This is a genomic window from Streptomyces filipinensis (assembly GCF_014649495.1).
In the GTDB taxonomy this organism is placed as follows: Bacteria; Actinomycetota; Actinomycetes; order Streptomycetales; family Streptomycetaceae; genus Streptomyces; species Streptomyces filipinensis.
On the sequence record NZ_BMTD01000006.1, the window covers coordinates 335,471 to 362,024 of the forward strand.

Sequence of the window (26,554 nt, forward strand, 5' to 3'; positions counted from 1 at the left end):
GTACGCCGCAAGGAGACAACAGGAGTACGGGTCTTTGCTGTTCAGCGGCCCACAGCGGGGAAACACTTGGCTTGGAAGGCTGTTGGTCATGGCCATTGCGCAGCCTGAGCGGGGCGGGCTGCTGCCCGAGCGCACGGGCCCCCTTCGCGGCACGCTCGCCACCACCGCCTGCATGGAGACACTGCAGGTCGGCTATCTGCACGCGGTCGCCGCCGCGGCCGGCTGCTCGCTGTCCCAGCCCTTCCCGGACAACGGCATCGACTGGCACGTCAGCCACAGCGCGCCCGGACACACCGTCGACGACGAGGTCACCATCAAGGTCCAGCTGAAGGCCACGTACCAGGTCGCACCGAACCCCCCGGGGCGCTACTTCTCCTTCACCCTCGACAACGACCACCTGCGCAAGCTCGCCCGCACACCCGTCTCGGTGCACAAGATCCTGGTCGTCATGCTCGTCCCGCGCTCGCAGGACGACTGGCTGCGCGCCAGCCACGACCGGCTCGACCTCAGGCACTGCTGTTACTGGGTCAACCTCGCCGGTCACGCCATCACCGGCCGGCACCGGACCACCGTGCGGATCCCGACCTCGCGCATCTTCGACGACCGGGCGCTCTGCGAGATCATGACGCGCGTCGGGACGGGAGGCAGGCCATGAGGAGCCGTCCGTACGAGGAGCTGCCGCGCCAGGTCCGGCCGCATCCCGACGACCTCGCCTGGCACCGGCCCCCCGACCCCGCACAGGTCGACCCCGCCGTGCTCGGCGCCCTGCTGCACCGGCACGGCTGGCAGCGGCGCGGGGGAGCGGCGGGCCGGTACGGCCGCTGGACCCCGCCCGGCCCGGGCGGCGGCGGGACCAGCCTGCTGGTGCCGGAGAGCCGGGCCTTCCCCGACAGCGACGACCTGCTCGGCGAGGCCCTCGACGCCCTCGCCCGCAGCGACACCCCCGCCGCCCGCGAGGTGCTGATCTCGCTCGCCGTGCCCAGCGACGAGATCCGCTGGTGGCGGGACACGCCGAGCGGACCCGTCGGCGCCGCCCCCTGGACGGCGGACGAGCAACTGCGCGCCGCCGCCCGGCAGATGCTGCTCGCCGCCGCGCTCGCCACACGCGCGCGTGCCGGCTACTACGGCGCCCGCCACCGCCGCGCCGCCACCGCACTCCTGGAGGACGTCCTCGTCGGCCCCGCCACCGAGGGCCGCCACCTCACCGCGTTCGTGCCCGTGCCCACCGGCCGCCCCCTCGCCGTCCGCCTCCACCAGGCCCTGTACGCGGTCCGCGAGGCCATCGACTACCAGCGGGCCACCGGAGGCATGGACGCCTTCGACGGCGCGGTCGAGGCCGGGGCCAGCCGTGAGCTGACCGAGGCGCTGGCCACACTCGTCCGGGGCACCGAGGGCGCCCGCATCGCCGTCGCCTGGGCGCCCGGCGCCGGCGTCCCCGAGGGCTGCGCGGCCTCGGCCGAACCCGTCGAGTTCTCGCCCGGCGACCTGCCCGCCCTGCGCGAGGCCGCCGCCCGCTATGTGTGTGAGGAACCCTCCGTCCCGGTCCGTGTCACCGGCGCCGTCGTCCGCATGCGCCGCTCCGGGCCCGGCGGCGAGGGCACCGTACGGCTGCGCGTCCTCGCGGGCGCCGAGGTGCCGCACGTCCGCGTCACCCTGGACGAGGAGGACTACCGCATCGCCGGCCACGCCCACCTCGTCGGACTCCCGGTGCGCGTGCACGGCCGGCTGGAGCGCCGCGGCGGTTTCCGCCGGCTCACCGGCGCCTCCGGGGTCGTCCCCGTGCAGGTGGACGAGGCCGAGCGGGACCGGCTGATGAAAGCCCTGCAGGAGAACCTCGACTTCTTCGAGGAGGCGTGCGGGGAGTCCTACGGGGAGGGGGACTGAAGGAGTAAGGGGAGGGGGACTGAGGGTGACCGTTTCGCGGTCGGTGCCGTCGGGTCGGTACGATCGCCTGTGCGCGCGCTCCTGGTATGGCGCCGCACCCCACCTTCAGTCAGGAGAGACCGGTGTCAGACGTCCGTGTGATCATCCAACGCGATTCCGAGCGGGAAGAACGCGTGGTGACGACGGGCACTACGGCCGCCGACCTCTTCGCGGGCGAGCGCTCGATCATCGCCGCGCGTGTGGCCGGCGAGCTGAAGGACCTCGCGTACGAACTTGCCGACGGTGACGAGGTCGAGGGCGTCGAGATCTCGTCCGAGGACGGCCTGAACATCCTGCGCCATTCCACCGCGCACGTCATGGCGCAGGCCGTGCAGGAGCTGTTCCCCGAGGCCAAGCTGGGCATCGGCCCGCCCGTCAAGGACGGCTTCTACTACGACTTCGACGTCGAGAAGCCGTTCACGCCCGAGGATCTCAAGGCCGTCGAGAAGAAGATGCAGGAGATCCAGAAGCGCGGTCAGCGCTTCTCCCGGCGCGTCGTCACCGACGAGGCGGCCCGTGAGGAGCTGGCTTCCGAGCCGTACAAGCTGGAGCTGATCGGCCTCAAGGGCTCGGCGTCGCACGACGACGGCGCGGACGTCGAGGTCGGCGCCGGCGAGCTGACGATCTACGACAACCTGGACGCCAAGACCGGCGAGCTGTGCTGGAAGGACCTCTGCCGCGGTCCCCACCTGCCCTCGACCCGGCTCATCCCGGCGTTCAAGCTGATGCGCAACGCGGCCGCCTACTGGCGCGGCAGCGAGAAGAACCCGATGCTGCAGCGCATCTACGGCACCGCCTGGCCGTCCAAGGACGAGCTGAAGGGGTACCTGGACTTCCTCGCCGAGGCCGAGAAGCGCGACCACCGCAAGCTCGGTACCGAGCTGGACCTCTTCTCCATCCCGGAGCAGATCGGCTCCGGCCTCGCCGTCTTCCACCCCAAGGGCGGCATCGTCCGCCGCGTGATGGAGGACTACTCGCGCCGCCGGCACGAGGAAGAGGGCTACGAGTTCGTCTACACCCCGCACGCCACGAAGGGGAAGCTCTTCGAGACGTCCGGGCACCTGGACTGGTACGCCGAGGGCATGTACCCGCCCATGCAGCTCGACGAGGGCGTGGACTACTACCTCAAGCCCATGAACTGCCCGATGCACAACCTGATCTTCGACGCGCGCGGCCGCTCCTACCGCGAACTGCCCCTGCGTCTCTTCGAGTTCGGGACCGTGTACCGGTACGAGAAGTCGGGCGTCGTGCACGGCCTGACCCGCGCCCGGGGCTTCACGCAGGACGACGCGCACATCTACTGCACCCGTGAGCAGATGTCCGAGGAACTGGACAAGACGCTCACCTTCGTCCTCGGGCTGCTGCGCGACTACGGCCTGACCGACTTCTACCTGGAGCTGTCCACCAAGGACCCGGAGAAGTTCGTCGGCTCCGACGAGGTCTGGGAGGAGGCGACCGAGACGCTGCGCCAGGTCGCCGAGAAGCAGGGCCTGCCCCTCGTGCCCGACCCGGGCGGCGCCGCCTTCTACGGCCCGAAGATCTCCGTCCAGACCAAGGACGCGATCGGCCGCACCTGGCAGATGTCGACCATCCAGCTCGACTTCAACCTGCCCGAGCGGTTCAACCTGGAGTACACCGGCCCCGACGGCTCCAAGCAGCGCCCGGTGATGATCCACCGCGCCCTCTTCGGCTCCATCGAGCGTTTCTTCGCCGTCCTGCTGGAGCACTACGCGGGCGCGTTCCCGGCCTGGCTGGCCCCGGTCCAGGCGCTCGGCATCCCGATCGGCGACGGGCACGTGGAGTACCTGGAGAAGTTCGCGGCGGCGGCCCGGAAGAAGGGCCTGCGCGTCGAGGTCGACTCCTCCTCCGACCGTATGCAGAAGAAGATCCGCAACGCCCAGAAGCAGAAGGTGCCCTTCATGGTCATCGCGGGCGACGAGGACATGTCGAACGGCTCGGTCTCCTTCCGCTACCGCGACGGATCCCAGGAGAACGGCATCCCGTTCGACGAGGCCATCGCGAAGATCGCGAAGGTCGTGGAGGACCGGGTCCAGGTCTGACCCACCCGCTCCACAAGGCCCCCGGGATCGTCTTTCCGGGGGCCTTTCCCGTCGTCAGCGGCGACGCCATATGCTGCACAGCATGACGAGTGAGCCGGAGCAGCAGATCGGAGTGGGGACGCAGGACGCGTTCCAGCGCCTGTGGACGCCCCACCGGATGGCGTACATCCAGGGCGAGAACAAGCCGAGCGGTCCGGGGGCCGACGACGGCTGTCCCTTCTGCTCGATCCCGGCCAAGTCCGACGAGGACGGACTGATCGTCCGGCGCGGCGAGCACGTGTACGCCGTCCTCAACCTCTACCCGTACAACGGCGGTCATCTGATGACCGTGCCGTACCGGCACGTAGCCGACTACACCGAGCTGACCGGGCCGGAGACCGCCGAGCTGGCCGAGTTGACCAAGCAGGCGATGGCCGCCCTGCGCAACGCGTCCGGCGCGCACGGCTTCAACATCGGCATGAACCAGGGCACGGTCGCCGGCGCCGGCATCGCCGCCCACCTCCACCAGCACATCGTCCCGCGCTGGGGCGGCGACACGAACTTCATGCCGGTCGTCGGTCACACCAAGGTGCTGCCCCAGCTGCTGGCCGACACCAGGAAGATGCTGGCGGAGGCGTGGTCGGCGTAGGCGACAGGTGCCCTCTGCCGAGGGCACCGCTCACGCGTCGTACAGGTCGGCCTTCCGGGGCGTCGGGTCCTGCACCAACCCGCTGAGGATGCCCGAACGCATACCGAACTTGTCCGTGTCCACGCCGTTCTCCCTCAGCACCCTGATCGCCGCCGAGTGCACCACCCGCAGCACCGGGGTGGCCGCGCGCAGCGCGTCGTCGGCCATGAAGCGGTGGCGCCACGGCTGGTCGGCCCAGGCGTGCCGCAGACCGAACGGCTCGGGCAGACCCAGCGAGCCGCCGAGCCAGTTGAGCAGCGGCGGATACCAGGTCAGCGGGGCGCGCGCGGCGAGCCGCACCACCTCGTCCGTGGTCACCAGCGGCAGCATGACCTTGCGGGTCTCCCAGGGCTTGAGGGACTTGGCGACCTCCTTGCTCGGCGGCTCCGGCTTGGCGGTGAACAGCGGGTTCACCGGCCCCAGCGCATGCCCGGTGACCTCGATGCGCAGTGTCTCGTGCAGCACCGTCACCGTGATCAGCATGGTGAGGACCAGCTGACCGTCCCACAGCGTCCACTGCACGCCCAGGTAGTGCCGGTCGCCGCTGCCGAACTGCTGCTTGTTGCAGATCTCCTGTATGGCGTGCGGCTTGACCTGGAAGGCCTCGACGTCGGTGCCCTCGGGCCGGGCCACCTCTCCGGCCTTCTCGCCGATCGGCGTGACGATCCAGTGCCGTATCGACGGCTTGGGGAAGCCGCCGGTGTTCAGCGGGCCGCGCTCCAGCAGGGCGAGCTGGTCGTGGATCGCGCGTATCACGTCCCAGCTGCGGAACGGGTGGATCTCCCGGGTCGGGTCGGCGGGGACCAGGTCCTCGGCGAGCTGCCAGGAACCCCAGCGGGTGCCCATGCCGAGTATGCCCTTGGGGCCGGCGTAGAAGACCGAGTTCGACTGCTGTTCGGCGGTGAGCCGGGCCAGCGACTGGCGCAGCTCCTCGGCCGCCGTCTGGTTGGGGCCGCGCGGCACGGCCTCGGGGACCTTGGCGCCGACGCTGGTGCCCGAGAGCAGGCCGCCCCAGCGGGCCCGTAGATCCCTGGCCGTGCGCTCGCAGATCTGCTTGGCCCAGAGCCAGCCGAGCACGGGCAGCACGACGCACGCCCGGGCGTACCACGCCCAGAAGCCACTGAACGGCATCTTGAGCAGGAACAGCGCGGCGAGCACGCCGACACCGAGGAGCAGCACGGTGGCGAGCGTCCCGGCCCGCCTGTCGTCACGCTTGGCGACGAGCGTGCGCAGCTGGAAGACGAGCAGCCAGGTGATCAGCCCGGGCAGGAAGAGCACGCCGCACAGGACCGTCACCGCGGTCAGCCGGTTGTCGCGCTCCCGGCGGATGTTGTTCGCCGCGAGGCAGTGCTCGACCACGAACTGCGGCTCGGAGCCGAAGGACTGGATGAGCGGCTTGCGGCCGGGAGCGAGCATGCGGGCGACCACGGCCCGCGAGAACGCCTCCCCCAGATTGGGCCTCAGCAGCGCGATCTTGCCGGCCGTGACGGCCGACTGATGCCATTCGTTGTCGGCCTTCTTGATCTCCTCGATCGGGCTGTCCCGGTACGCCGCGGAAGCCAGCGCGGAGGTCGCCGCCTGCCCCTCGTCGCCCGAGACGGGCACCTGGGGCCCGTCCCACTCCGTTCCCAACGACATTCCCGCCCCCATCGCCGCCGGCCTTGCTTCTGCGGCCTTCCCGACTTCTCCGGTCCGCACACCTGTTGAACAGGCCCTCGTGGTGATCAGCGTATCCGCCGCCACCGACAGCCCGCGGGCGGACGGCCGAAGCCGCCCGCCCGTGCGCCGGGTTGTGCGCCCGATGACCCCCCGTCAGCTAGGCGTTGTCACCGGCCTGTTCACGGACCCGCTCGGCGATCTGCGCCGGCATCGGCTCGTGCCGGGCGTAGGAGCGGTCGAAGCGGGCCGTGCCGTGCGACAGCGAACGCAGGTCGACGGCGTACCGGCCGATCTCGAACTCGGGCACCTCGGCCCGGATCACGGTCCGGCCCGAGCCCACCTGTTCGGTGCCGAGCACCCGGCCGCGCCGGCTGGACAGGTCGCTCATCACGGCGCCCACGTAGTCGTCGCCGACGAGCACGGACACCTCGGCGACCGGCTCCAGCAGATGGATCCGCGCGTCCGCCGCGGCCTCGCGCAGCGCCAGCGCGCCCGCCGTCTGGAAGGCGGCGTCGGAGGAGTCCACCGAGTGCGCCTTGCCGTCGACCAGCGTGACCCGTACGTCCACGAGCGGATAGCCGGCGGCGACCCCCTTGGCGGCCTGGGCCCGCACGCCCTTCTCCACGGACGGGATGAACTGGCGCGGTACGGCGCCGCCGACCACCTTGTCCACGAACTCGATGCCGGAGCCGCCCGGCAGCGGCTCCACCTCGATCTCACAGATGGCGTACTGCCCGTGCCCGCCGGACTGCTTCACATGCCGGCCGCGCCCGGCGGCCCTGTTCGCGAACGTCTCCCGCAGCGAGACCCGGTGCGGGACGACGTCGACCTGGACGCCGTAGCGGCTGCGCAGCCGTTCCAGGGCGACGTCCGCGTGCGCCTCGCCCAGACACCACAGGACCACCTGGTGGGTGTCCTGGTTCTGCTCCAGCCGCATCGTCGGGTCCTCGGCCACCAGCCGGGACAGGCCCTGCGAGAGCTTGTCCTCGTCGGCCTTGCTGTGCGCCTGGATGGCGAGCGGGAGCAGCGGGTCGGGCATCCGCCAGGGCTCCATCAGCAGCGGGTCGTCCTTCGCGGAGAGCGTGTCCCCGGTCTCGGCCCGCCCGAGCTTGGCCACGCACACCAGGTCGCCGGCGACCGCGTGCGTCACCGGGCGCTGCTGCTTGCCGAACGGCATGGACAGGGCGCCGACCTTCTCGTCGACGTCGTGGTCCTCGTGCCCACGGTCGGCCAGGCCGTGCCCCGAGACGTGCACCGTCTGGTCGGGGCGCAGGGTGCCGGAGAACACGCGGACCAGGGAGACGCGGCCCACGTAGGGGTCGGACGCGGTCTTGACGACCTCGGCGACCAGCGGGCCGCCGGTGTCGCACGGCTTCAGCTCGCGCGGCTTGCCGTCGACGGTCGTGACGTCGGGCAGCGGGTGCTCGAACGGGGTCGGGAACCCGCCGGTGACCAGCTCCAGCAGCTCCACCGTGCCGAGCCCCTGTTTGGCCCCCTCGGTGGCCGGGGCGGCGGCCAGTACGGGGAAGAACGCGCCCCGTGCGACGGCCCGCTCCAGGTCCTGGATCAGCGTCCTGACGTCGACCTGCTCGCCGCCGAGATAGCGGTCCATCAGGGTCTCGTCCTCGCTCTCGGCGATGATCCCCTCGATGAGCCGGTTGCGGGCCTCCTCGATGTCCGGCAGCTGGTCCTCGCCGGGCTCGGACTCCTTGCGCTCCCCGGTCGAGTAGTCGAACAGCTTCCGCGACAGCAGCCCGGTCAGCCCGGTCACGGGCGCGTGTCCGTCGGGACCCTCGGGGCCGCGCAGCGGCAGGTACAGCGGGAGTACGGCGTCGGGGTCGTCGCCGCCGAAGGCCTCCGCGCAGATCCGCGTCATCTCCTCGAAGTCCGCGCGCGCGGCCTCCAGGTGGGTGATCACGATCGCGCGCGGCATGCCGACGGCCGCGCACTCCTCCCAGACGATCCGGGTCGAGCCGTCCACGCCGTCCGCGGCCGAGACGACGAACAGGGCCGCGTCCGCGGCGCGCAGACCGGCCCTGAGCTCCCCGACGAAGTCCGCGTATCCGGGGGTGTCGAGGAGGTTGATCTTGATGCCGTCCCATTCGACCGGCACCAGGGAGAGCTGTACGGAGCGCTGCTGCCGGTGCTCGATGTCGTCGTAGTCCGAGACGGTGGCGCCGTCCTCGACGCGGCCCGCCCGGTTCAGCGCCCCCGCACTCAGCGCGAGGGCCTCCACCAGCGTCGTCTTGCCCGAACCGGAGTGGCCGACCAGTACCACGTTCCGTACGGACGCGGGCTGGTCGGCCTCCAGAGCCCTGCCGGCGGCCCCGGGGTGGTGAGTCTGTGCTTTGTCGCCCATGATCCTGCCTCCCGTGCACGGTGAGGTCACTGTGGGCGCGGACACGCGGGACCCGCGTGCTCTGGCGGCTCCGGCGTCGCCCGCGGTTATTCGAGCTTTCCACTCCCGTCACGCTGCGTCCATACGAACGACGGCGGCGGACGCCGATCACGTCACGCGCGCCCGCGCGCGGCGGCGAGCACCGGTTCGCTCCACGGGGTGCGGGTGCCCGCCCGTCACGCACGCGTGCGCGTGGCTACGATGGGCCAGCCGGAGGCCACCAGGGCCGCGGCGACACCGACCGTCGGGAAGGCCATGCTGAACAAGTACGCGCGTGCATTCTTCACGCGTGTCCTCACGCCGTTCGCCGCGTTTCTCATCCGCCGGGGCGTGAGCCCCGACACGGTCACGCTCATCGGCACGGCCGGTGTGGTCGCGGGAGCGCTGGTCTTCTACCCCCGGGGTGAGTTCTTCTGGGGCACGGTCGTGATCACCCTGTTCGTCTTCTCCGACCTGGTCGACGGCAACATGGCCCGTCAGCTGGGCCGCTCCAGCCGCTGGGGCGCCTTCCTGGACTCCACCCTCGACCGGGTCGCCGACGGCGCCATCTTCGGCGGCTTCGCCCTCTGGTACGCGGGCCACGGGAACGACAACGTCCTGTGCGCGGTCTCGATCTTCTGCCTGGCCAGCGGCCAGGTGGTGTCGTACACCAAGGCGCGCGGCGAGTCCATCGGGCTGCCGGTCGCCGTCAACGGCCTCGTCGAACGCGCCGAGCGGCTGGTGATCTCGCTGGTCGCGGCCGGTTTCGCGGGCCTGCACAAGTTCGGCGTCCCGGGCATCCAGTGGCTGCTGCCGATCGCCCTGTGGATCGTCGCCGTCGGCAGCCTCGTCACGCTCATCCAGCGCGTCGTCACCGTCCGCCGCGAGTCGGCCGAGGCCGAGGCGGCGACCCGGCAGAGCCCCAGCGAGGCCGCGCAGTGAGCGCCGCCGAACGCCTCAGCGACGCGCTGTACGGCGCCGGCTGGAGCACGGTCAAGAAGCTCCCGGAACCGGTCGCGGTCCGCCTCGGGCGGAGCATCGCCGACCTCGCCTGGAAGCAGCGCGGCAAGGGCGTACAGCGCCTGGAGTCGAACTACGCGCGCGTGGTGCCCGGCGCGGGCCCGGAGCGCCTGCGCGAGCTGTCCCGCGCGGGCATGCGCTCGTACCTGCGCTACTGGATGGAGTCCTTCCGGCTCCCGGCCTGGAGCCGGGAGCGCGTGCGTGCGGGCTTCGACCCGAAGGACATACATTTCCTGACCGACGGGCTGGCCGCCGGCAACGGCGTGATCCTGGCCCTGCCGCACATGGCCAACTACGACCTGGCCGGCGCCTGGGTCACCACCAAGCTGGAAACGCCGTTCACGACCGTCGCCGAGCGGCTGAAGCCCGAGACGCTGTACGACCGCTTCGTCGCCTACCGCGAGGGACTCGGCATGGAGGTCCTGCCGCACAGCGGCGGCTCCGCCTTCGGCACCCTCGCCCGTCGGCTGCGCGACGGCGGCCTGGTCTGCCTCGTCGCCGACCGGGATCTGTCCGCCTCCGGCGTCGAGGTCGACTTCTTCGGCGAGACCACCCGGATGCCCGCGGGCCCGGCGCTGCTCGCCCAGCAGACCGGCGCGCTGCTGCTCCCGGTCACGCTGTGGTACGACGACTCGCCGATCATGCAGGGCCAGGTCCATTCCCCGATCGAGGTCCCCGGGTCAGGTACCCGGGCCGAGAAGACGTCTGTCATGACACAGGCGCTGGCCGACGCCTTCGCCGGCGGCATCGCCGACCATCCGGAGGACTGGCACATGCTCCAACGGCTGTGGCTCGCCGACCTCGACCCCGCGAAGGGACCCTCGTGAGAATCGGGATCGTCTGCCCGTACTCCTGGGACGTGCCCGGGGGCGTCCAGTTCCACATCCGCGACCTCGCCGAGTACTTCCTCCGCCTCGGCCACGACGTCTCCGTGCTCGCCCCGGCCGACGACGACACCCCGCTGCCGGCGTACGTCGTCTCGGCCGGCCGGGCGGTCCCGGTGCCCTACAACGGCTCGGTCGCCCGCCTGAACTTCGGCTTCCTGTCGGCGGCACGGGTGCGGCGCTGGCTGCACGAGGGCGCCTTCGACGTGGTCCACATCCACGAGCCGACCTCGCCCTCGCTGGGCCTGCTCACCTGCTGGGCCGCCTCCGGGCCCATCGTGGCCACCTTCCACACCTCCAACCCGCGCTCCCGGGCGATGATCGCCGCGTACGCGATCCTGCAGGCCGCCCTGGAGAAGATCAGCGCGCGGATCGCGGTCAGCGAGTACGCCCGCCGCACCCTGGTCGAGCACCTCGGCGGGGACGCCGTGGTCATCCCCAACGGCGTCGACGTCGACTTCTTCGCCAAGGCCGAGCCCAGGCCCGAGTGGCAGGGGGACACCCTCGGGTTCATCGGCCGGATCGACGAGCCCCGCAAGGGCCTGCCGGTTCTGATGCAGGCCCTGCCGAAGATCCTCGCCGCCCGCCCGCAGACCCGCCTGCTGGTCGCGGGGCGCGGGGACGAGGAGGCCGCCGTCGAGGAGCTGCCCCGGGAGCTCCGCTCGCGCGTCGAGTTCCTCGGCATGATCAGCGACGAGGACAAGGCCCGCCTCCTGCGCAGCGTCGACCTCTACGTCGCGCCCAACACCGGCGGCGAGAGCTTCGGCATCATCCTGGTCGAGGCGATGTCGGCGGGCGCGCCGGTGCTCGCCTCCGACCTGGACGCCTTCGTGCAGGTCCTGGACCAGGGCGAGGCCGGCGCGGTCTTCGCCAACGAGGACGCCGACGCGCTCGCCGAGGCGGCCGTACGCCTGCTGGAGGACCCGGCGCGGCGGGCCGAGCTGCGCGAGCGCGGAAGCACGCACGTGCGGCGGTTCGACTGGTCGACGGTCGGCGCGGACATCCTGTCCGTCTACGAGACGGTGACGGCCGGCGCGGCGGCGGTCGCGGCGGACGAGCGGACGACGGGCCTGCGGGCGCGGTTCGGGCTGGCCCGAGACTGAGGCCGCGGGCGGTCCGGGACGGCCCGTGACCGCCGCCGGGACGCGTCCCGGCAGCCGATAGCCTTCCGCCGTGACCGCAACCCTCATCTGGATCCTCGTCGTACTCGTCGCGATCGGCGTGTACCTGAGCTGGACGGCCGGGCGGCTGGACCGGCTGCATGTGCGGATGGACGCCGCGCGGGCCGCGCTCGACGCACAGCTGCTGCGCCGGGCCTCCGTCGCACAGGAGCTCGCCACCTCGGGGGTGCTGGACCCGGCCGCCTCGATCGTGCTGTACGAGGCCGCCCACGCGGCACGGCAGGCCGAGGAGGAGCAGCGGGAGGTCGCCGAGAGCGAGCTGACCCAGGCGCTGCGCGCGGTCTTCGAGGACCCGGCCCAGGTGGAGGCCGTACGGGAGGCCCCGGGCGGCGAGGAGGCGGCCCGTGAGCTGGCCGAGGCCGTCCGCCGGGTCCCGATGGCACGCCGCTTCCACAACGATGCCGTGGGAGCAGCGCGCAGGCTCCGTGAGCACCGCAAGGTGCGCTGGTTCCGGCTGGCCGGCCATGCCCCGTTCCCGCTGGCCTTCGAGATGGACGACGAGCCCCCCGCGGCCCTGGTGGAGCGGGCTTCCTGAACGCCGGGAGAACCCGCGCCGGGCGAAAAGGATCCACCGGCTTGCCATTGGCCCTTGCTGTGGCCTGGTCCACTCGCGTTTCCTCGTCGGTGCACAAATCCTCTTTCCCACCAGTGAGGTCACCCGTGTCCACCACCGAGAACCAGGCTCCCGAGACCGGCACCGCCCGCGTGAAGCGCGGCATGGCCGAGCAGCTCAAGGGCGGCGTGATCATGGACGTCGTCACGCCGGAGCAGGCGAAGATCGCCGAGGACGCGGGCGCCGTCGCCGTCATGGCGCTGGAGCGGGTCCCGGCCGACATCCGCAAGGACGGCGGCGTGGCCCGCATGTCCGACCCGGACATGATCGAGGGCATCATCGACGCCGTCTCCATCCCGGTGATGGCCAAGTCCCGCATCGGCCACTTCGTCGAGGCCCAGGTGCTGCAGTCCCTCGGCGTCGACTACATCGACGAGTCCGAGGTCCTCACCCCGGCCGACGAGGTCAACCACTCCGACAAGTGGGCCTTCACCACCCCGTTCGTCTGTGGCGCCACCAACCTGGGCGAGGCCCTGCGCCGCATCGCCGAGGGTGCCGCGATGATCCGCTCCAAGGGCGAGGCCGGCACCGGCAACGTCGTCGAGGCCGTCCGTCACCTGCGCCAGATCAAGAACGAGATCGCCAAGCTGCGCGGCTTCGACAACCACGAGCTGTACGCCGCCGCCAAGGAGCTGCGCGCCCCGTACGAGCTGGTCAAGGAGGTCGCCGAGCTCGGCAAGCTCCCCGTGGTGCTGTTCTCCGCCGGCGGCGTGGCCACCCCGGCCGACGCGGCCCTGATGCGCCAGCTCGGCGCCGAGGGCGTGTTCGTCGGCTCCGGCATCTTCAAGTCCGGCGACCCGGCCAAGCGCGCCGCCGCCATCGTGAAGGCCACCACCTTCTACGACGACCCGAAGATCATCGCGGACGCGTCCCGCAACCTCGGCGAGGCCATGGTCGGCATCAACTGCGACACCCTCCCCGAGACCGAGCGCTACGCCAACCGTGGCTGGTAAGCCCACCGGTACGGACCTCACGGACCTCAGGTACGGAACCCCATGAACACTCCTGTCATAGGCGTCCTGGCTCTCCAGGGCGACGTACGGGAGCACCTCATCGCCCTGGCCGCGGCCGACGCCGTGGCCAGGCCGGTGCGGCGCCCCGAGGAACTCGCCGAGGTCGACGGCCTCGTGCTGCCCGGCGGCGAGTCCACCACCATCTCCAAGCTGGCCATCCTGTTCGGGGTGATGGAGCCCCTCCGCGCGCGCGTGCGTGCGGGCATGCCGGTCTACGGCACCTGCGCCGGCATGATCATGCTCGCCGACAAGATCCTCGACCCGCGCTCGGGCCAGGAGACCATCGGTGGCATCGACATGATCGTGCGGCGCAACGCCTTCGGCCGGCAGAACGAGTCCTTCGAGGCCGCGGTCGACGTGCGGGGCATCCCGGGAGATCCTGTGGAGGGCGTCTTCATCCGCGCCCCCTGGGTGGAGTCCGTGGGCGCCGGGGCCGAGGTGCTCGCCGAGCACGACGGCCACATCGTCGCCGTCCGCCAGGGCAACGTGCTCGCCACGTCGTTCCACCCGGAACTGACCGGGGACCACCGCGTGCACTCCCTGTTCGTGGACATGGTGCGCGCCAACCGGACACCGGAGTCCTTGTAGGATCTCTGGAGTTCGTTGCAGAGATGGGTTACGCGAAGGAGACAGGCAGATGTCCGGCCACTCTAAATGGGCTACGACGAAGCACAAGAAGGCCGTGATCGACGCCAAGCGCGGCAAGCTCTTCGCGAAGCTGATCAAGAACATCGAGGTCGCCGCGCGCATGGGCGGTGTCGACCTCGAAGGCAACCCGACGCTCTACGACGCTGTCCAGAAGGCCAAGAAGCAGTCGGTCCCGAACAAGAACATCGACTCGGCCATCAAGCGCGGCGGTGGTCTCGAGGCCGGTGGCGCCGACTACGAGACGATCATGTACGAGGGTTACGGCCCGAACGGTGTCGCGGTGCTCATCGAGTGCCTCACCGACAACCGCAACCGCGCCGCCTCGGACGTCCGCGTCGCCATGACCCGCAACGGCGGCAACATGGCCGACCCGGGCTCCGTGTCGTACATGTTCAGCCGCAAGGGCGTCGTCATCGTCCCCAAGGGCGAGCTGACCGAGGACGACGTCCTCGGTGCCGTCCTGGACGCGGGCGCCGAGGAGGTCAACGACCTCGGCGAGACCTTCGAGGTCATCAGCGAGGCCACCGACCTGGTCGCGGTCCGCACCGCCCTCCAGGCGGCCGGCATCGACTACGACTCCGCCGATTCCAGCTTCGTGCCGTCCGTCCAGGTCGAACTGGACGAGGAGGGCGCCAAGAAGATCTTCAAGCTGATCGACGCGCTTGAGGACAGCGACGACGTCCAGAACGTCTTCGCCAACTTCGACGTGAGCGACGAGATCATGGAGAAGGTCGACGCCTGACGCCGCCGCTGCGCAGATCTCACGGGCCGACGGGACAACCCGTCGGCCCGTCGCCGTGCCGGGCGCCGGTGCGCGGCGTTGTCAGTGGCAACCGATAGCCTGCACAAACAGCTGAGCGAGTCGGCTGGTCGAGCCGGCGGAGGGAGGGGGCGCGGTGCGCGTACTGGGGGTGGATCCCGGGCTGACCCGGTGCGGTGTGGGCGTCGTCGAAGGGGTCGCGGGCCGGCCGCTCACCATGCTCGGCGTCGGTGTCGTCCGCACCCCCGTGGACGCCGACCTCAGTCACCGCCTCCTCGCCGTCGAGCAGGGCCTTGAGCAGTGGCTGGACGAGCACCGGCCCGAGTTCGTCGCCGTCGAGCGCGTCTTCAGCCAGCACAACGTGCGGACGGTGATGGGCACCGCCCAGGCCAGCGCCGTCGCCATGCTGTGCGCCGCCCGGCGCGGCATCCCCGTCGCCCTGCACACGCCCAGCGAGGTCAAGGCCGCCGTCACCGGCAGCGGCCGCGCCGAGAAGGCGCAGGTCGGCGCCATGGTGACCCGGCTGCTCCGGCTGTCGGCGCCCCCCAAGCCGGCCGACGCCGCCGACGCCCTCGCGCTCGCCATCTGCCACATCTGGCGCGCCCCCGCCCAGAACCGGCTCCAGCAGGCGGTCGCCCGCCACACCGTCAACGCAACGAAAGGCCGTACGGCATGATCGCCTTCGTCAGCGGCACGGTCGCCGCGCTCGCCCCCGACGCCGCGGTCGTCGAGGTCGGCGGCGTCGGCATGGCCGTCCAGTGCACGCCGAACACGCTGTCCACGCTCCGCATGGGCCAGCCCGCCAAGCTCCACACCTCCCTGGTCGTCCGCGAGGACTCCCTGACCCTGTACGGCTTCGCCGACGACGACGAGCGCCAGGTCTTCGAGCTGCTCCAGACCGCGAGCGGCGTCGGCCCGCGCCTGGCCCAGGCCATGCTCGCCGTGCACACCCCGGACGCGCTTCGCCGCGCCGTCGCCACCGGTGACGAGAAGGCCCTCACCGCCGTGCCCGGCATCGGCAAGAAGGGCGCCCAGAAGCTGCTCCTCGAACTGAAGGACCGGCTCGGCGAACCCGTCGGCGCCCCCGCGATCGGCGCCCCGGTCACCCAGGGCTGGCGCGACCAGCTGCACGCGGCCCTGATCGGCCTCGGCTACGCCACCCGCGAGGCCGACGAGGCCGTCGCCGCGGTGGCACCCCAGGCGGAGGCGGCCGGCGGCACGCCCCAGGTCGGCGTGCTGCTGAAGGCCGCCCTGCAGACCCTGAACCGCGCCCGCTGACCCCACGACGATCGAGGCACACTTCCATGAACTGGGACGACACGACCGACACCCCCGCCCCCGAGCGGCTCGTCGGTGCGTCCGCCGACCGGGAGGACCAGGCCGTCGAGGCCGCCCTGCGCCCGAAGGACCTCGGTGAGTTCATCGGCCAGGAGAAGGTCCGCGAACAGCTCGACCTCGTCCTGCGGGCCGCACGCGCGCGAGGCGCCACCGCCGACCACGTGCTGCTCTCCGGCGCCCCCGGCCTGGGCAAGACGACGCTGTCGATGATCATCGCGGCCGAGATGGGCGCGCCCATCCGCATCACCTCCGGCCCCGCCATCCAGCACGCCGGCGACCTCGCAGCGATCCTCTCCTCCCTGCAGGAGGGCGAGGTCCTCTTCCTCGACGAGATCCACCGCATGTCCCGGCCCGCCGAGGAGATGCTGTACATGGCGATGGAGGACTTCCGCGTCGACGTCATCGTCGGCAAGGGCCCCGGTGCCACCGCGATCCCGCTGGAGCTGCCGCCGTTCACCCTGGTCGGCGCGACCACGCGCGCGGGCCTGCTGCCGCCCCCGCTGCGCGACCGCTTCGGCTTCACCGCGCACATGGAGTTCTACGAGCCGCACGAACTGGAGCGGGTCGTGCACCGCTCGGCGAACCTGCTGGACGTCGAGATCGAGCCCGACGGTGCCGCGGAGATCGCCGGCCGCTCCCGTGGCACGCCCCGCATCGCCAACCGCCTGCTGCGCCGCGTCCGCGACTACGCCCAGGTCAAGGCCGACGGCCTGATCACCCGCGAGATCGCCGCGGCGGCCCTCGCCGTCTACGAGGTCGACGCGCGCGGCCTCGACCGCCTCGACCGCGCCGTCCTCCAGGCGCTGCTGAAGCTCTTCGGCGGCGGCCCGGTCGGCCTGTCCACGCTTGCGGTCGCGGTGGGGGAGGAGCGGGAGACAGTCGAGGAGGTCGCCGAACCCTTCCTCGTCCGGGAGGGACTGCTGGCCCGCACGCCCCGCGGCCGGGTCGCCACGCCGGCCGCCTGGGCGCACCTCGGTCTGACCCCGCCCCGCCCGGCGACCGGGGGGAACGGACAACAGGACCTGTTCGGGACCTGACCGCGCCATGATGGAAGCGGGACGGCGAAGGCATTGGCACCAGCAGGAACCCAGGTGCCATGCTGAGCGTTGTTCCATGCACGCGGACTCGCTTAGACTCCGCCGATGCCGCCCTTGCGGGCGGCGCCGACCACACCCCCGTCAACAGGCCGCTCTCCGTCGCGGTCGCGCGAAGGAAATTCCGTCCCGTGAATGCCTTTACCCTTCTCCCCTTCATCGTGCTCATCGCGGCCATGTTCCTGATGACACGTTCGGCCAAGAAGAAGCAGCAGCAGGCCGCCAACATGCGGAACGAGATGCAGCCCGGCTCCGGTGTCCGCACGATCGGGGGGATGTACGCGACGGTCAAGGAGGTCAACGAGGACACCGTCCTCCTCGACGCCGGTCCCGGTGTCGATCTCCTCTTCGCCAAGAACGCGATCGGCGCCGTCCTCACCGACGACGAGTACAACCGCATCGTGCACGGCATCGAGCACGACCTGAAGTCCGACGCCGACATCGTCCCGGACGACGCGTCCTCCCTCACCGAGACCGACGAGTCCGACTCGCCCGCTGCCGCCGCCTCCGACGACAAGGCCGTCGACCTCGGTAAGAAGGACGCTGCCGAGGACGACACCGACGCGGCCGAGGCCGCCGAGGCCAAGGCGGAGGACGAGCCGAAGAAGACCGACGGCGACTCCGACGCGAAGTAGTCACGTCCCGGTGGTGCGCTACGCGGCATAATCACGCCCCGCGCACCACCGGGCGTCTGTTTCCCGCACGGAACAGCCCGACACCATGTCATGGCCGACCGCGCCCGACCGGGCACGGGGCGGCCCGAGAGGGAGTACGAGAAGGTGGCAGCACCTAAGAGGGGCCGGAGCGCGAGTGCCCAGAGCAAGCCAGGGCGCTCGCTGGCCCTCATCCTGATCGCCATCGTGGCGCTCACCGGAGGCATGTTCCTTTCCAAGAACACCACTCCGCGTCTCGGCATCGACCTCGCCGGTGGTACGAGCATCACGCTCAAGGCGAAGGCCGACCAGGGGTCCGCGATCAACAAGGCCAACATGGACACCGCGGTCGACATCATGAACCGCCGGGTCAACGGCCTCGGCGTCTCCGAGTCGGAGGTGCAGACCCAGGGGAACGACAACATCATCGTCAACATCCCCAAGGGCACCAACTCCAAGGAAGCCCAGCAGCAGGTCGGCACCACCGCCAAGCTGTACTTCCGCCCGGTCCTGGCCAGCGGGCCCAGCGTCCCCGCCTCGAAGAGCCCGTCGCCGAGCGCCTCCTCCAGCGGCAGCTCCTCGCCGAACCCGAGCACGAGCCCCTCCGCCTCTTCCTCCTCCAAGGAGAGGGCGTCCTCGTCCTCCTCGGGGTCCCCGTCCCCGACGGCCTCGGCGACCTCCCAGGGCCGCGCCGTCACCGACGCGCTGAAGGCCGGCTCCACTCCCTCGCCGAGCGCGACCCCCAGCGGTACCTCCAAGCCGTCGGCCACGCCGTCCGGGTCCGCCGCCGGCAACGCCGCCGCCGCCAAGCTCCAGGCCCAGTACGCCGCCCTGGACTGCACGGACCCCGCCCAGCGGGCCAAGGTGGGCGGCGCCGCCAAGCCCGGCGACCCCGCGATCGCCTGCGGTCAGATCAAGAAGGTCTGGTACAAGTACGTGCTCGGCCCGGCCGCCGTCGACGGCACCGAGGTGAAGAAGGCGCAGGCCGTCTTCGACACCCAGGGCGCCGCCGGCTGGCAGGTTCAGATGACCTTCACCTCCAGCGGTTCCAAGAAGTTCGCGGACATCACCGGGCAGCTGGCGAAGAACCAGTCCCCGCAGAACGAGTTCGGCATCGTCCTCGACGGCGAGGTCGTCTCCAGCCCGTTCGTGCAGAACGCGATCACCGGCGGCCAGGCGGAGATCTCCGGCAGCTTCACGCAGCAGGAGGCCCAGAGCCTCGCCAACATGCTGTCGTACGGCGCCCTGCCGCTCTCCTTCCAGGAGCAGTCCGTCACCACCGTCACCGCCGCGCTCGGCGGTGAGCAGCTGCACGCCGGTCTGCTCGCCGGCGCGATCGGCCTCGCCCTGGTCGTGATCTACCTGGTGGTCTACTACCGCGGTCTGTCGGTCGTCGCGATGGCCTCGCTGCTGGTCTCCGCGATCCTCACGTACGTGATCATGTCGCTGCTCGGCCCGGCCATCCACTTCGCGCTGAACCTGCCGGCCGTCTGCGGCGCCATCGTCGCCATCGGTATCACCGCGGACTCGTTCATCGTGTACTTCGAACGCATCCGGGACGAGATCCGCGAGGGCCGCTCGCTGCGACCCGCCGTCGAGCGGGCCTGGCCGCGCGCCCGGCGCACCATCCTGGTCTCCGACTTCGTGTCGTTCCTCGCCGCCGCCGTCCTGTTCATCGTGACCGTCGGCAAGGTCCAGGGCTTCGCGTTCACGCTCGGCCTGACCACCGTGCTCGACGTCGTCGTCGTCTTCTTCTTCACCAAGCCGCTGATGACGCTCCTCGCCCGCCGTAAGTTCTTCGCGAACGGCCACAAGTGGTCCGGCCTCGACCCGAAGAGCCTGGGTGCCAAGCCGCCACTGCGCCGCACCCGCCGTCCCGCCGGTCCTGCCGCCGGCTCTGTCGACCCGAAGGAGGCCTGAGCGATGTCGAAACTCGGCAACCTCGGCGCTCGACTGCACCGCGGCGAGATCTCGTACGACTTCGTCGGCAAGCGCAAGATCTGGTACGGCGTCTCCATCCTGATCACCATCACGGCCATCCTCGGCCTGGCGGTGCGCGGGCTGAACATGGGCATCGAGTTCAAGGGCGGCGCGGTCTTCACCACGCCGACCAAGATGAGCACCTCGGTGGCCCAGGCGGAGACCTACGCCAAGGACGCCTCCGGCCATGAGGCGATCGTGCAGAAGCTCGGCAACGGCAGCCTGCGGATCCAGATCGCCGGCATCGACACCGGCGAGTCCGACAGGATCAAGCAGGAGCTGGCCAAGGACCTGAACCTCAACCCCGAGAAGCTCGCCGCCGACCTGGTCGGGCCGAGCTGGGGTGAGCAGATCGCCAACAAGGCCTGGGAGGGCCTGGGCATCTTCATGGTCCTCGTCGTGATCTACCTCGCCATCGCCTTCGAGTGGCGCATGGCCGTCGCGGCCCTGGTCGCGCTGATCCACGACATCACCATCACGACCGGCATCTACGCCCTGGTCGGCTTCGAGGTCACGCCCGGTACGGTCATCGGTCTGCTGACGATCCTCGGTTACTCGCTCTACGACACGGTCGTCGTCTTCGACAGCCTCAAGGAGCAGACGAAGGACATCACCAAGCAGACCCGCTTCACCTACAGCGACATCGCCAACCAGTCGATCAACGGCACGCTGGTCCGCTCCATCAACACCACCGTGGTCGCCCTGCTGCCGGTGGCGGGCCTGCTGTTCATCGGCGGCGGCTTCCTCGGTGCCGGCACGCTGAACGACATCTCGCTGTCGCTGTTCGTCGGCCTCGCGGCCGGTGCCTACTCGTCGATCTTCATCGCCACGCCGCTCGTCGCCGACCTCAAGGAGCGCGAGCCGGCCATGAAGGCCCTCACCAAGCGGGTCCTGGCCAAGCGCGCCCAGGCCGCCGTCGAGGAGAACCTCGCCGCGGACCGCGCGGAGGACGGCGACTCCGACGACACCGCCCCCGCCGTCGTGGGCCCCCGCAACCAGCCCGCGTCCCGTGGCCGGGGCCGCGGCCGACCCTCCGGGAAGCGCCGATGACCGAGATCGAAGACCTCACGGGGCTGTTGCTCAGCCGGATCCGTGACGTCGCCGACTACCCCGAGCCGGGCGTGATGTTCAAGGACATCACCCCGCTGCTCGCGGACCCGGCCGCGTTCACCGCCCTCACCGACACGCTGGCCGGGATCGCGGCGCACACCGGCGCGACCAAGGTCGTCGGCCTGGAGGCCCGGGGCTTCATCCTCGGTGCACCGGTCGCCGTCCGCGCGGGCCTCGGCTTCATCCCGGTCCGCAAGGCGGGCAAGCTGCCCGGGGCGACGCTGCGCCAGGCGTACGACCTGGAGTACGGCTCGGCGGAGATCGAGGTGCACGCGGAGGACCTGGCCCCCGGTGACCGCGTCCTGATCGTGGACGACGTGCTGGCCACGGGTGGTACGGCCGAGGCCGCGATCCACCTCATCCAGCGTGCCGGCGCCGAGGTCTCCGGCCTGGCGGTGCTGATGGAGCTGGGCTTCCTCGGCGGCCGGACCCGGCTGGAGCCGGCGCTGGGCGGGGCCCCGCTGGAGGCGCTGCTCAAGGTCTGAGCGGCTTGACGCACAAGCGGCCTCGGCTCTGCCGCAGGCCGCTTCGTGTTTCCCGCCCGCACCCGCCGGACACTCCCCGCACGCCCGCCGAACACCTTGAATCCATCCCCCCGGAATCCGGCGGAAGCCTCAGCTGTTGCACGGGTAGACGGTCCTCACTTCCGCCTGAAGGCGATGACCAGCCGCAGGATCGCTACCATGGGGTCTCCGGAGCCTGACCGGGGGACCCGGATCGCGTACGAGGAGCCCTCTTGCCAGACGAGGCCCAGCACCTGACCGCCGCCAAGCCCGAGTCCGCCTCGGCAGCCGCGGCGAAGCCCGCGCCGCACGCGTCCGACGCGAAGAACGACACCCGCGGGCCGATCGAGCACGCCCAGGCCGCGCCCGTCGAGAAGGCTGCCGAGGCCACCCGTCCCAAGCCCGCTCCACCCGAGCGCCCGGCGCAGCCGCCCGTGGTGCGCCAGCCGGCCACCCCGCCCACCCGCACCGGCTCCTCCAACCGCGTCCGCGCCCGCCTGGCCCGCCTCGGCGTCCAGCGCGCCAACCCGTACAACCCGGTCCTGGAGCCCCTGCTGCGGATAGTGCGCAGCAACGACCCCAAGACCGAGAACGCCACGCTCCGCCAGATCGAGCGGGCCTACCAGGTCGCCGAGCGCTGGCACCGCGGCCAGAAGCGCAAGAGCGGCGACCCGTACATCACACACCCCCTCGCCGTCACCACCATTCTCGCCGAGCTGGGTATGGACCCGGCCACCCTGATGGCGGGACTGCTGCACGACACCGTCGAGGACACCGAGTACGGCCTCGACCAGCTGCGCCGCGACTTCGGTGACACCGTCGCCCTGCTCGTCGACGGCGTCACCAAGCTGGACAAGGTCAAGTTCGGCGAGGCCGCGCAGGCCGAGACCGTGCGCAAGATGGTCGTCGCCATGGCCAAGGACCCGCGCGTCCTGGTCATCAAGCTCGCCGACCGCCTGCACAACATGCGCACGATGCGCTACCTCAAGCGCGAGAAGCAGGAGAAGAAGGCGCGCGAGACCCTGGAGATCTACGCGCCGCTCGCCCACCGCCTGGGCATGAACACCATCAAGTGGGAGCTGGAGGACCTCGCGTTCGCGATCCTCTACCCCAAGATGTACGACGAGATCGTACGGCTGGTGGCCGAAAGGGCGCCGAAGCGTGACGAGTACCTGGCCATAGTGACCGACGAGGTCCAGGCCGACCTGCGCGCCGCCCGTATCAAGGCGACCGTCACCGGCCGCCCGAAGCACTACTACAGCGTCTACCAGAAGATGATCGTCCGCGGTCGCGACTTCGCGGAGATCTACGACCTGGTGGGCATCCGTGTCCTCGTCGACACGGTCCGCGACTGCTACGCCGCCCTCGGCACCGTGCACGCGCGATGGAACCCGGTCCCCGGCCGGTTCAAGGACTACATCGCGATGCCCAAGTTCAACATGTACCAGTCGCTGCACACGACGGTCATCGGCCCCAACGGCAAGCCGGTCGAACTGCAGATCCGCACCTTCGACATGCACCGCCGCGCCGAGTACGGCATCGCCGCGCACTGGAAGTACAAGCAGGAGGCCGTCGCCGGCGCCTCCAAGGTGCGCACCGACGTACCGAAGGCCGGCAAGGGCAAGGACGACCACCTCAACGACATGGCGTGGCTGCGGCAGTTGCTCGACTGGCAGAAGGAGACCGAGGACCCCGGCGAGTTCCTGGAGTCCCTGCGCTTCGACCTGTCCCGCAACGAGGTCTTCGTCTTCACGCCCAAGGGCGACGTCATCGCGCTGCCGGCCGGCGCCACCCCGGTGGACTTCGCGTACGCCGTCCACACCGAGGTCGGCCACCGCACCATAGGAGCGCGGGTCAACGGCAGGCTCGTACCGCTCGAATCCACCCTGGACAACGGGGACCTGGTAGAGGTCTTCACCTCCAAGGCGCCCGGCGCCGGGCCGTCGCGCGACTGGCTCGGCTTCGTCAAGTCGCCGCGCGCCCGCAACAAGATCCGGGCCTGGTTCTCCAAGGAGCGCCGGGACGAGGCGATCGAGCAGGGCAAGGACGCGATCGTCCGGGCGATGCGCAAGCAGAACCTGCCGATCCAGCGGATCCTCACCGGCGACTCCCTCGTCACGCTCGCGCACGAGATGCGCTACTCGGACATCTCCGCGCTGTACGCGGCGATCGGCGAAGGCCATGTCTCCGCGCAGAACATCGTGCAGAAGCTGGTCCAGGCCCTCGGCGGGGAGGAGGCCGCCACCGAGGAGATCGACGAGTCGGTACCGCCGACGCGCGGCCGGGGCCGCAAGCGCCGCTCCAGCGCCGACCCGGGCGTCGTCGTCAAGGGTGTGGACGACGTATGGGTCAAGCTGGCCCGCTGCTGTACACCCGTACCGGGCGACCCGATCATCGGCTTCGTCACGCGCGGCAGCGGCGTATCGGTTCACCGCAGCGACTGCGTGAACGTCGACTCGCTGTCCCGCGAGCCGGAGCGCATCCTCGACGTCGAGTGGGCGCCCACCCAGTCCTCGGTGTTCCTGGTCGCCATCCAGGTCGAGGCGCTGGACCGCTCCCGTCTGCTGTCCGACGTCACCCGCGTCCTGTCCGACCAGCACGTCAACATCCTGTCCGCGGCCGTCCAGACCTCCCGAGACCGGGTGGCCACCTCCCGGTTCACCTTCGAGATGGGCGACCCCAAGCACCTCGGCCACGTCCTGAAGGCCGTACGGGGCGTGGAAGGCGTGTACGACGTCTACCGCGTGACCTCGGGACGCAGCCGGTCGTAGAGCCCGCATGCGAAAGGGCCCCGTACGCGCGTACGGGGCCCTTTCGCATGCGGGGGAGGGGATTCAGCCGCCGAACTCCTGCAGGCCCTTCAGGGCCTGGTCCAGGAGCGCCTGGCGGCCCTCCAGCTCGCGCTGCAGCTTGTCGGCCTTGGCGTTGTTGCCCTGGGCGCGGGCCTGCTCGATCTGCGCCCCGAGCTTGTCCACGGCGGCCTGCAGCTGACCGGTCAGCCCCTCGGCACGCGCGCGTGCCTCCGGGTTCGTCCGGCGCCACTCGGCCTCCTCGGCCTCCTGGATCGCCCGCTCGACCGCGTGCATCCGGCCCTCGACCTTCGGACGCGCGTCCCGCGGGACGTGCCCGATGGCCTCCCAGCGCTCGTTGATCGAGCGGAAGGCGGCCCGCGCCGACTTCAGGTCACCGATCGGCAGCAGCTTCTCGGCCTCCTCGGCGAGCTCCTCCTTCAGCTTGAGGTTCTCCGACTGCTCCGCGTCCCGCTCGGCGAACACCGAGCTGCGGGCGGCGAAGAACACGTCCTGAGCGCCGCGGAAGCGGTTCCACAGGTCGTCCTCGTGCTCGCGCTGGGCCCGGCCCGCGGCCTTCCACTGGGCCATCAGCTCACGGTAGCGGGCCGCCGTGGGACCCCAGTCCGTCGAATCCGACAGCCCCTCGGCCTCCGCGACCAGCCGCTCCTTGGTGCGGCGGGCCTCCTCGCGCTGCGCGTCCAGCTGCGCGAAGTGCGCCTTGCGCCGCTTGGAGAACGCCGACCGGGCGTGCGAGAAGCGGTGCCACAGGTCGTCGTCGGACTTGCGGTCCAGCCGCGGCAGCCCCTTCCAGGTGTCCACCAGCGCCCGCAGCCGTTCGCCGGCGGCCCGCCACTGGTCGGACTGCGCCAGCTGCTCCGCCTCGGTGACCAGGTCCTCCTTGGCCTTGCGGGCCTCGTCGGACTGCCGGGCCCGCTGCGCCTTACGCTCCTCACGGCGCGCCTCGACCGTCTCCACGAGCTTGTCCAGCCGCCCCCGCAGGGCGTCGAGGTCGCCCACCGCGTGGTGTGCCTCCACCTGCTCGCGCAGATGGTCGATGGCGGTCTGGGCGTCCTTCGCCGACAGGTCGGTGGTCTGCACTCGCTTCTCGAGGAGGCCGATCTCGACAACCAGGCCCTCGTACTTGCGCTCGAAGTAGGCAAGCGCCTCCTCAGGGGAGCCGGCCGCCCAGGATCCGACGACCTGCTCGCCGTCGGCCGTACGCACGTACACGGTCCCCGTCTCGTCGACGCGGCCCCACGGGTCGCTGCTCACAGCGCCTCCTCCACATGATGCCTGCGGGGGGCCTCGGCACCCCCGGCATCGTCCACAGTTTCGTCACGGCCAACATAGGCGACCAGCGGGTTGCCTGTCCGCATCCAGCGCGACCGAAATTCCACAGTTGACCGTCTTCGCCGTCAGGACTTCGTCACCGTCGCCTTGTTGATCACCACGGTCGCGTTCGGGGCGGTGTTGCCCGTCGACGGGTCGGCCGCCTGGGCGCCGGCGGCGGCGATCTTCTGCAGCACCTTCATGCCCGCGTCCGAGACCGTCCCGAACGGGCTGTACTGCGGCGGCAACGGGCTGTCCTTGTAGACCAGGAAGAACTGGCTGCCGCCGGTGTGCTTCTGACCGGTGTTGGCCATCGCCACCGTGCCCGCCGGGTACGTGTTGCCCTTCAGGCTCTTGTCCTTCAGGTTCTCGTCCGGGAGCGTGTAGCCCGGCCCGCCCATCCCGGTGCCCTGCGGGTCGCCGCACTGGAGCACGTAGATGTCGGTGGTGGTCAGGCGGTGGCACTTGGTGTGGTCGAAGTAGCCCTTGCCCGCAAGGAAGTTGAACGAGTTCACCGTGTGCGGGGCCGCCGCCGTCTTCAGCGCGACGTCGATGTCACCGCACGTCGTCGCGAGCTTCATCGTGTACTTCGCCGACGTGTCGATCGTGGTCGCCGGTTCCTTCTTCCAGCTCAGCTTCTTCGCCGAGCCGGCCGCGGGCTTCGCGCACGGGTCCGGGGCCTTGCTGGTCGGCGAGGCACTGGGCGTGACGTGGTCGGCGGCGTTGCTCTTGTCGTCGTCGCCACCCTTCAGCACGCCGGTCGTGTACAACGCGACGCTGCCGATCACGATCACGCCCAGTACCGACGCGATCACGGAGTTGCGCACGCGGGCCTTGCGTCGCGCGCTGGTGCGCCGCTGCTGCTGCCGCAAGAACTTCTCCCGGGCGAGCTGACGCCGCCGCTGCTCCTGGCTGACCACCGGGTTCTCTCCTCATGCGTGTCGTGTGTC

The 26,554-nt window shown here is 70.8% G+C and carries 23 protein-coding genes; 19 read left to right on the top strand and 4 right to left on the bottom strand.

Annotation, left to right across the window (positions count from 1 at the left end):
* The first annotated feature begins 88 nt into the window (after positions 1-88).
* The 4 genes from IE244_RS17010 to IE244_RS17025 all read left to right on the top strand — a co-directional run bounded on the left by IE244_RS17010 (position 89) and on the right by IE244_RS17025 (position 4,611).
* Positions 89-655 carry a DUF4365 domain-containing protein gene (locus IE244_RS17010; protein ID WP_191874356.1) on the top strand — a complete coding sequence of 189 codons (567 nt, stop codon included), beginning with the start codon at positions 89-91 and terminating at the stop codon, positions 653-655.
* Positions 652-1,884, top strand: a complete 1,233-nt coding sequence (locus tag IE244_RS17015) for a hypothetical protein (protein ID WP_191874357.1) — start codon at positions 652-654, stop codon at positions 1,882-1,884. Before IE244_RS17010 ends, IE244_RS17015 begins: the two co-directional genes overlap by 4 nt.
* 122 nt (positions 1,885-2,006) lie before the next feature.
* Positions 2,007-3,983: a threonine--tRNA ligase gene (thrS, locus tag IE244_RS17020; RefSeq protein WP_191874358.1), complete on the top strand. Its 1,977-nt coding sequence runs from the start codon at positions 2,007-2,009 to the stop codon at positions 3,981-3,983.
* 70 nt (positions 3,984-4,053) lie between these two features.
* Positions 4,054-4,611, top strand: coding sequence for an HIT family protein (locus tag IE244_RS17025; protein ID WP_191874359.1), 558 nt, complete (start codon positions 4,054-4,056; stop codon positions 4,609-4,611).
* A gap of 30 nt (positions 4,612-4,641) precedes the next feature.
* On the opposite strand, the gene IE244_RS17030 is transcribed toward IE244_RS17025, so the two are convergent.
* Positions 4,642-6,288 (bottom strand): AbeC-like domain-containing protein, encoded by a 1,647-nt coding sequence (locus tag IE244_RS17030; protein WP_191874360.1) that lies wholly within the window; start codon positions 6,286-6,288, stop codon positions 4,642-4,644.
* Positions 6,289-6,466: 178 nt separating this feature from the next.
* Positions 6,467-8,668, bottom strand: coding sequence for an elongation factor G-like protein EF-G2 (locus tag IE244_RS17035; protein ID WP_191874361.1), 2,202 nt, complete (start codon positions 8,666-8,668; stop codon positions 6,467-6,469).
* A gap of 240 nt (positions 8,669-8,908) precedes the next feature.
* Between IE244_RS17035 and pgsA the strand changes: the two genes are divergently transcribed.
* From pgsA to relA, 15 genes are all read left to right on the top strand, one after another.
* Positions 8,909-9,628: a phosphatidylinositol phosphate synthase gene (gene pgsA / locus IE244_RS17040; protein ID WP_191874362.1), complete on the top strand. Its 720-nt coding sequence runs from the start codon at positions 8,909-8,911 to the stop codon at positions 9,626-9,628.
* Complete coding sequence (locus IE244_RS17045; RefSeq protein ID WP_191874363.1) at positions 9,625-10,533, top strand: phosphatidylinositol mannoside acyltransferase; 909 nt, start codon at positions 9,625-9,627, stop codon at positions 10,531-10,533. Before pgsA ends, IE244_RS17045 begins: the two co-directional genes overlap by 4 nt.
* A complete protein-coding gene (locus IE244_RS17050; protein ID WP_191874364.1) occupies positions 10,530-11,693 on the top strand; it encodes a glycosyltransferase family 4 protein in 1,164 nt (387 codons plus the stop codon). The genes IE244_RS17045 and IE244_RS17050 overlap by 4 nt, the downstream gene beginning before the upstream one ends.
* A gap of 70 nt (positions 11,694-11,763) precedes the next feature.
* Positions 11,764-12,306, top strand: coding sequence for a LemA family protein (locus tag IE244_RS17055; RefSeq protein WP_031161829.1), 543 nt, complete (start codon positions 11,764-11,766; stop codon positions 12,304-12,306).
* Positions 12,307-12,431: 125 nt separating this feature from the next.
* The gene (gene pdxS / locus IE244_RS17060; RefSeq protein ID WP_023552068.1) at positions 12,432-13,337 is read left to right on the top strand and encodes a pyridoxal 5'-phosphate synthase lyase subunit PdxS; all 906 of its coding nucleotides are present in this window, start codon (positions 12,432-12,434) and stop codon (positions 13,335-13,337) included.
* Between the two features lie 42 nt (positions 13,338-13,379).
* Positions 13,380-13,985, top strand: a complete 606-nt coding sequence (gene pdxT, locus IE244_RS17065) for a pyridoxal 5'-phosphate synthase glutaminase subunit PdxT (RefSeq protein ID WP_191874365.1) — start codon at positions 13,380-13,382, stop codon at positions 13,983-13,985.
* Positions 13,986-14,034: 49 nt separating this feature from the next.
* Complete coding sequence (locus IE244_RS17070) at positions 14,035-14,787, top strand: YebC/PmpR family DNA-binding transcriptional regulator (RefSeq protein ID WP_191874366.1); 753 nt, start codon at positions 14,035-14,037, stop codon at positions 14,785-14,787.
* 154 nt (positions 14,788-14,941) lie between these two features.
* Complete coding sequence (gene ruvC, locus IE244_RS17075) at positions 14,942-15,481, top strand: crossover junction endodeoxyribonuclease RuvC (RefSeq protein WP_031161820.1); 540 nt, start codon at positions 14,942-14,944, stop codon at positions 15,479-15,481.
* A complete protein-coding gene (gene ruvA / locus IE244_RS17080) occupies positions 15,478-16,083 on the top strand; it encodes a Holliday junction branch migration protein RuvA (RefSeq protein WP_191874367.1) in 606 nt (201 codons plus the stop codon). Before ruvC ends, ruvA begins: the two co-directional genes overlap by 4 nt.
* Positions 16,084-16,109: 26 nt before the next feature.
* Positions 16,110-17,180: a Holliday junction branch migration DNA helicase RuvB gene (gene ruvB / locus IE244_RS17085; protein ID WP_191874368.1), complete on the top strand. Its 1,071-nt coding sequence runs from the start codon at positions 16,110-16,112 to the stop codon at positions 17,178-17,180.
* A 188-nt stretch (positions 17,181-17,368) separates the two neighbouring features.
* Entirely contained in the window at positions 17,369-17,872 is a 504-nt protein-coding gene (gene yajC, locus IE244_RS17090) for a preprotein translocase subunit YajC (RefSeq protein ID WP_191874369.1), read from the top strand.
* A 144-nt stretch (positions 17,873-18,016) separates the two neighbouring features.
* Positions 18,017-19,810: a protein translocase subunit SecD gene (gene secD / locus IE244_RS17095; RefSeq protein ID WP_191874370.1), complete on the top strand. Its 1,794-nt coding sequence runs from the start codon at positions 18,017-18,019 to the stop codon at positions 19,808-19,810.
* Positions 19,811-19,813: 3 nt separating this feature from the next.
* Positions 19,814-20,920, top strand: a complete 1,107-nt coding sequence (gene secF / locus IE244_RS17100; protein ID WP_191874371.1) for a protein translocase subunit SecF — start codon at positions 19,814-19,816, stop codon at positions 20,918-20,920.
* A complete protein-coding gene (locus IE244_RS17105; RefSeq protein WP_191874372.1) occupies positions 20,917-21,465 on the top strand; it encodes an adenine phosphoribosyltransferase in 549 nt (182 codons plus the stop codon). Before secF ends, IE244_RS17105 begins: the two co-directional genes overlap by 4 nt.
* A gap of 251 nt (positions 21,466-21,716) precedes the next feature.
* Positions 21,717-24,254, top strand: coding sequence for a GTP pyrophosphokinase (relA, locus tag IE244_RS17110; protein WP_191874373.1), 2,538 nt, complete (start codon positions 21,717-21,719; stop codon positions 24,252-24,254).
* 63 nt (positions 24,255-24,317) lie between these two features.
* On the opposite strand, the gene IE244_RS17115 is transcribed toward relA, so the two are convergent.
* Together IE244_RS17115 and IE244_RS17120 are read right to left on the bottom strand one after the other, a co-directional pair.
* Positions 24,318-25,547: a DUF349 domain-containing protein gene (locus IE244_RS17115; RefSeq protein ID WP_191874374.1), complete on the bottom strand. Its 1,230-nt coding sequence runs from the start codon at positions 25,545-25,547 to the stop codon at positions 24,318-24,320.
* 143 nt (positions 25,548-25,690) lie between these two features.
* Complete coding sequence (locus IE244_RS17120) at positions 25,691-26,524, bottom strand: peptidylprolyl isomerase (RefSeq protein ID WP_191874375.1); 834 nt, start codon at positions 26,522-26,524, stop codon at positions 25,691-25,693.
* Positions 26,525-26,554 lie beyond the last annotated feature (30 nt).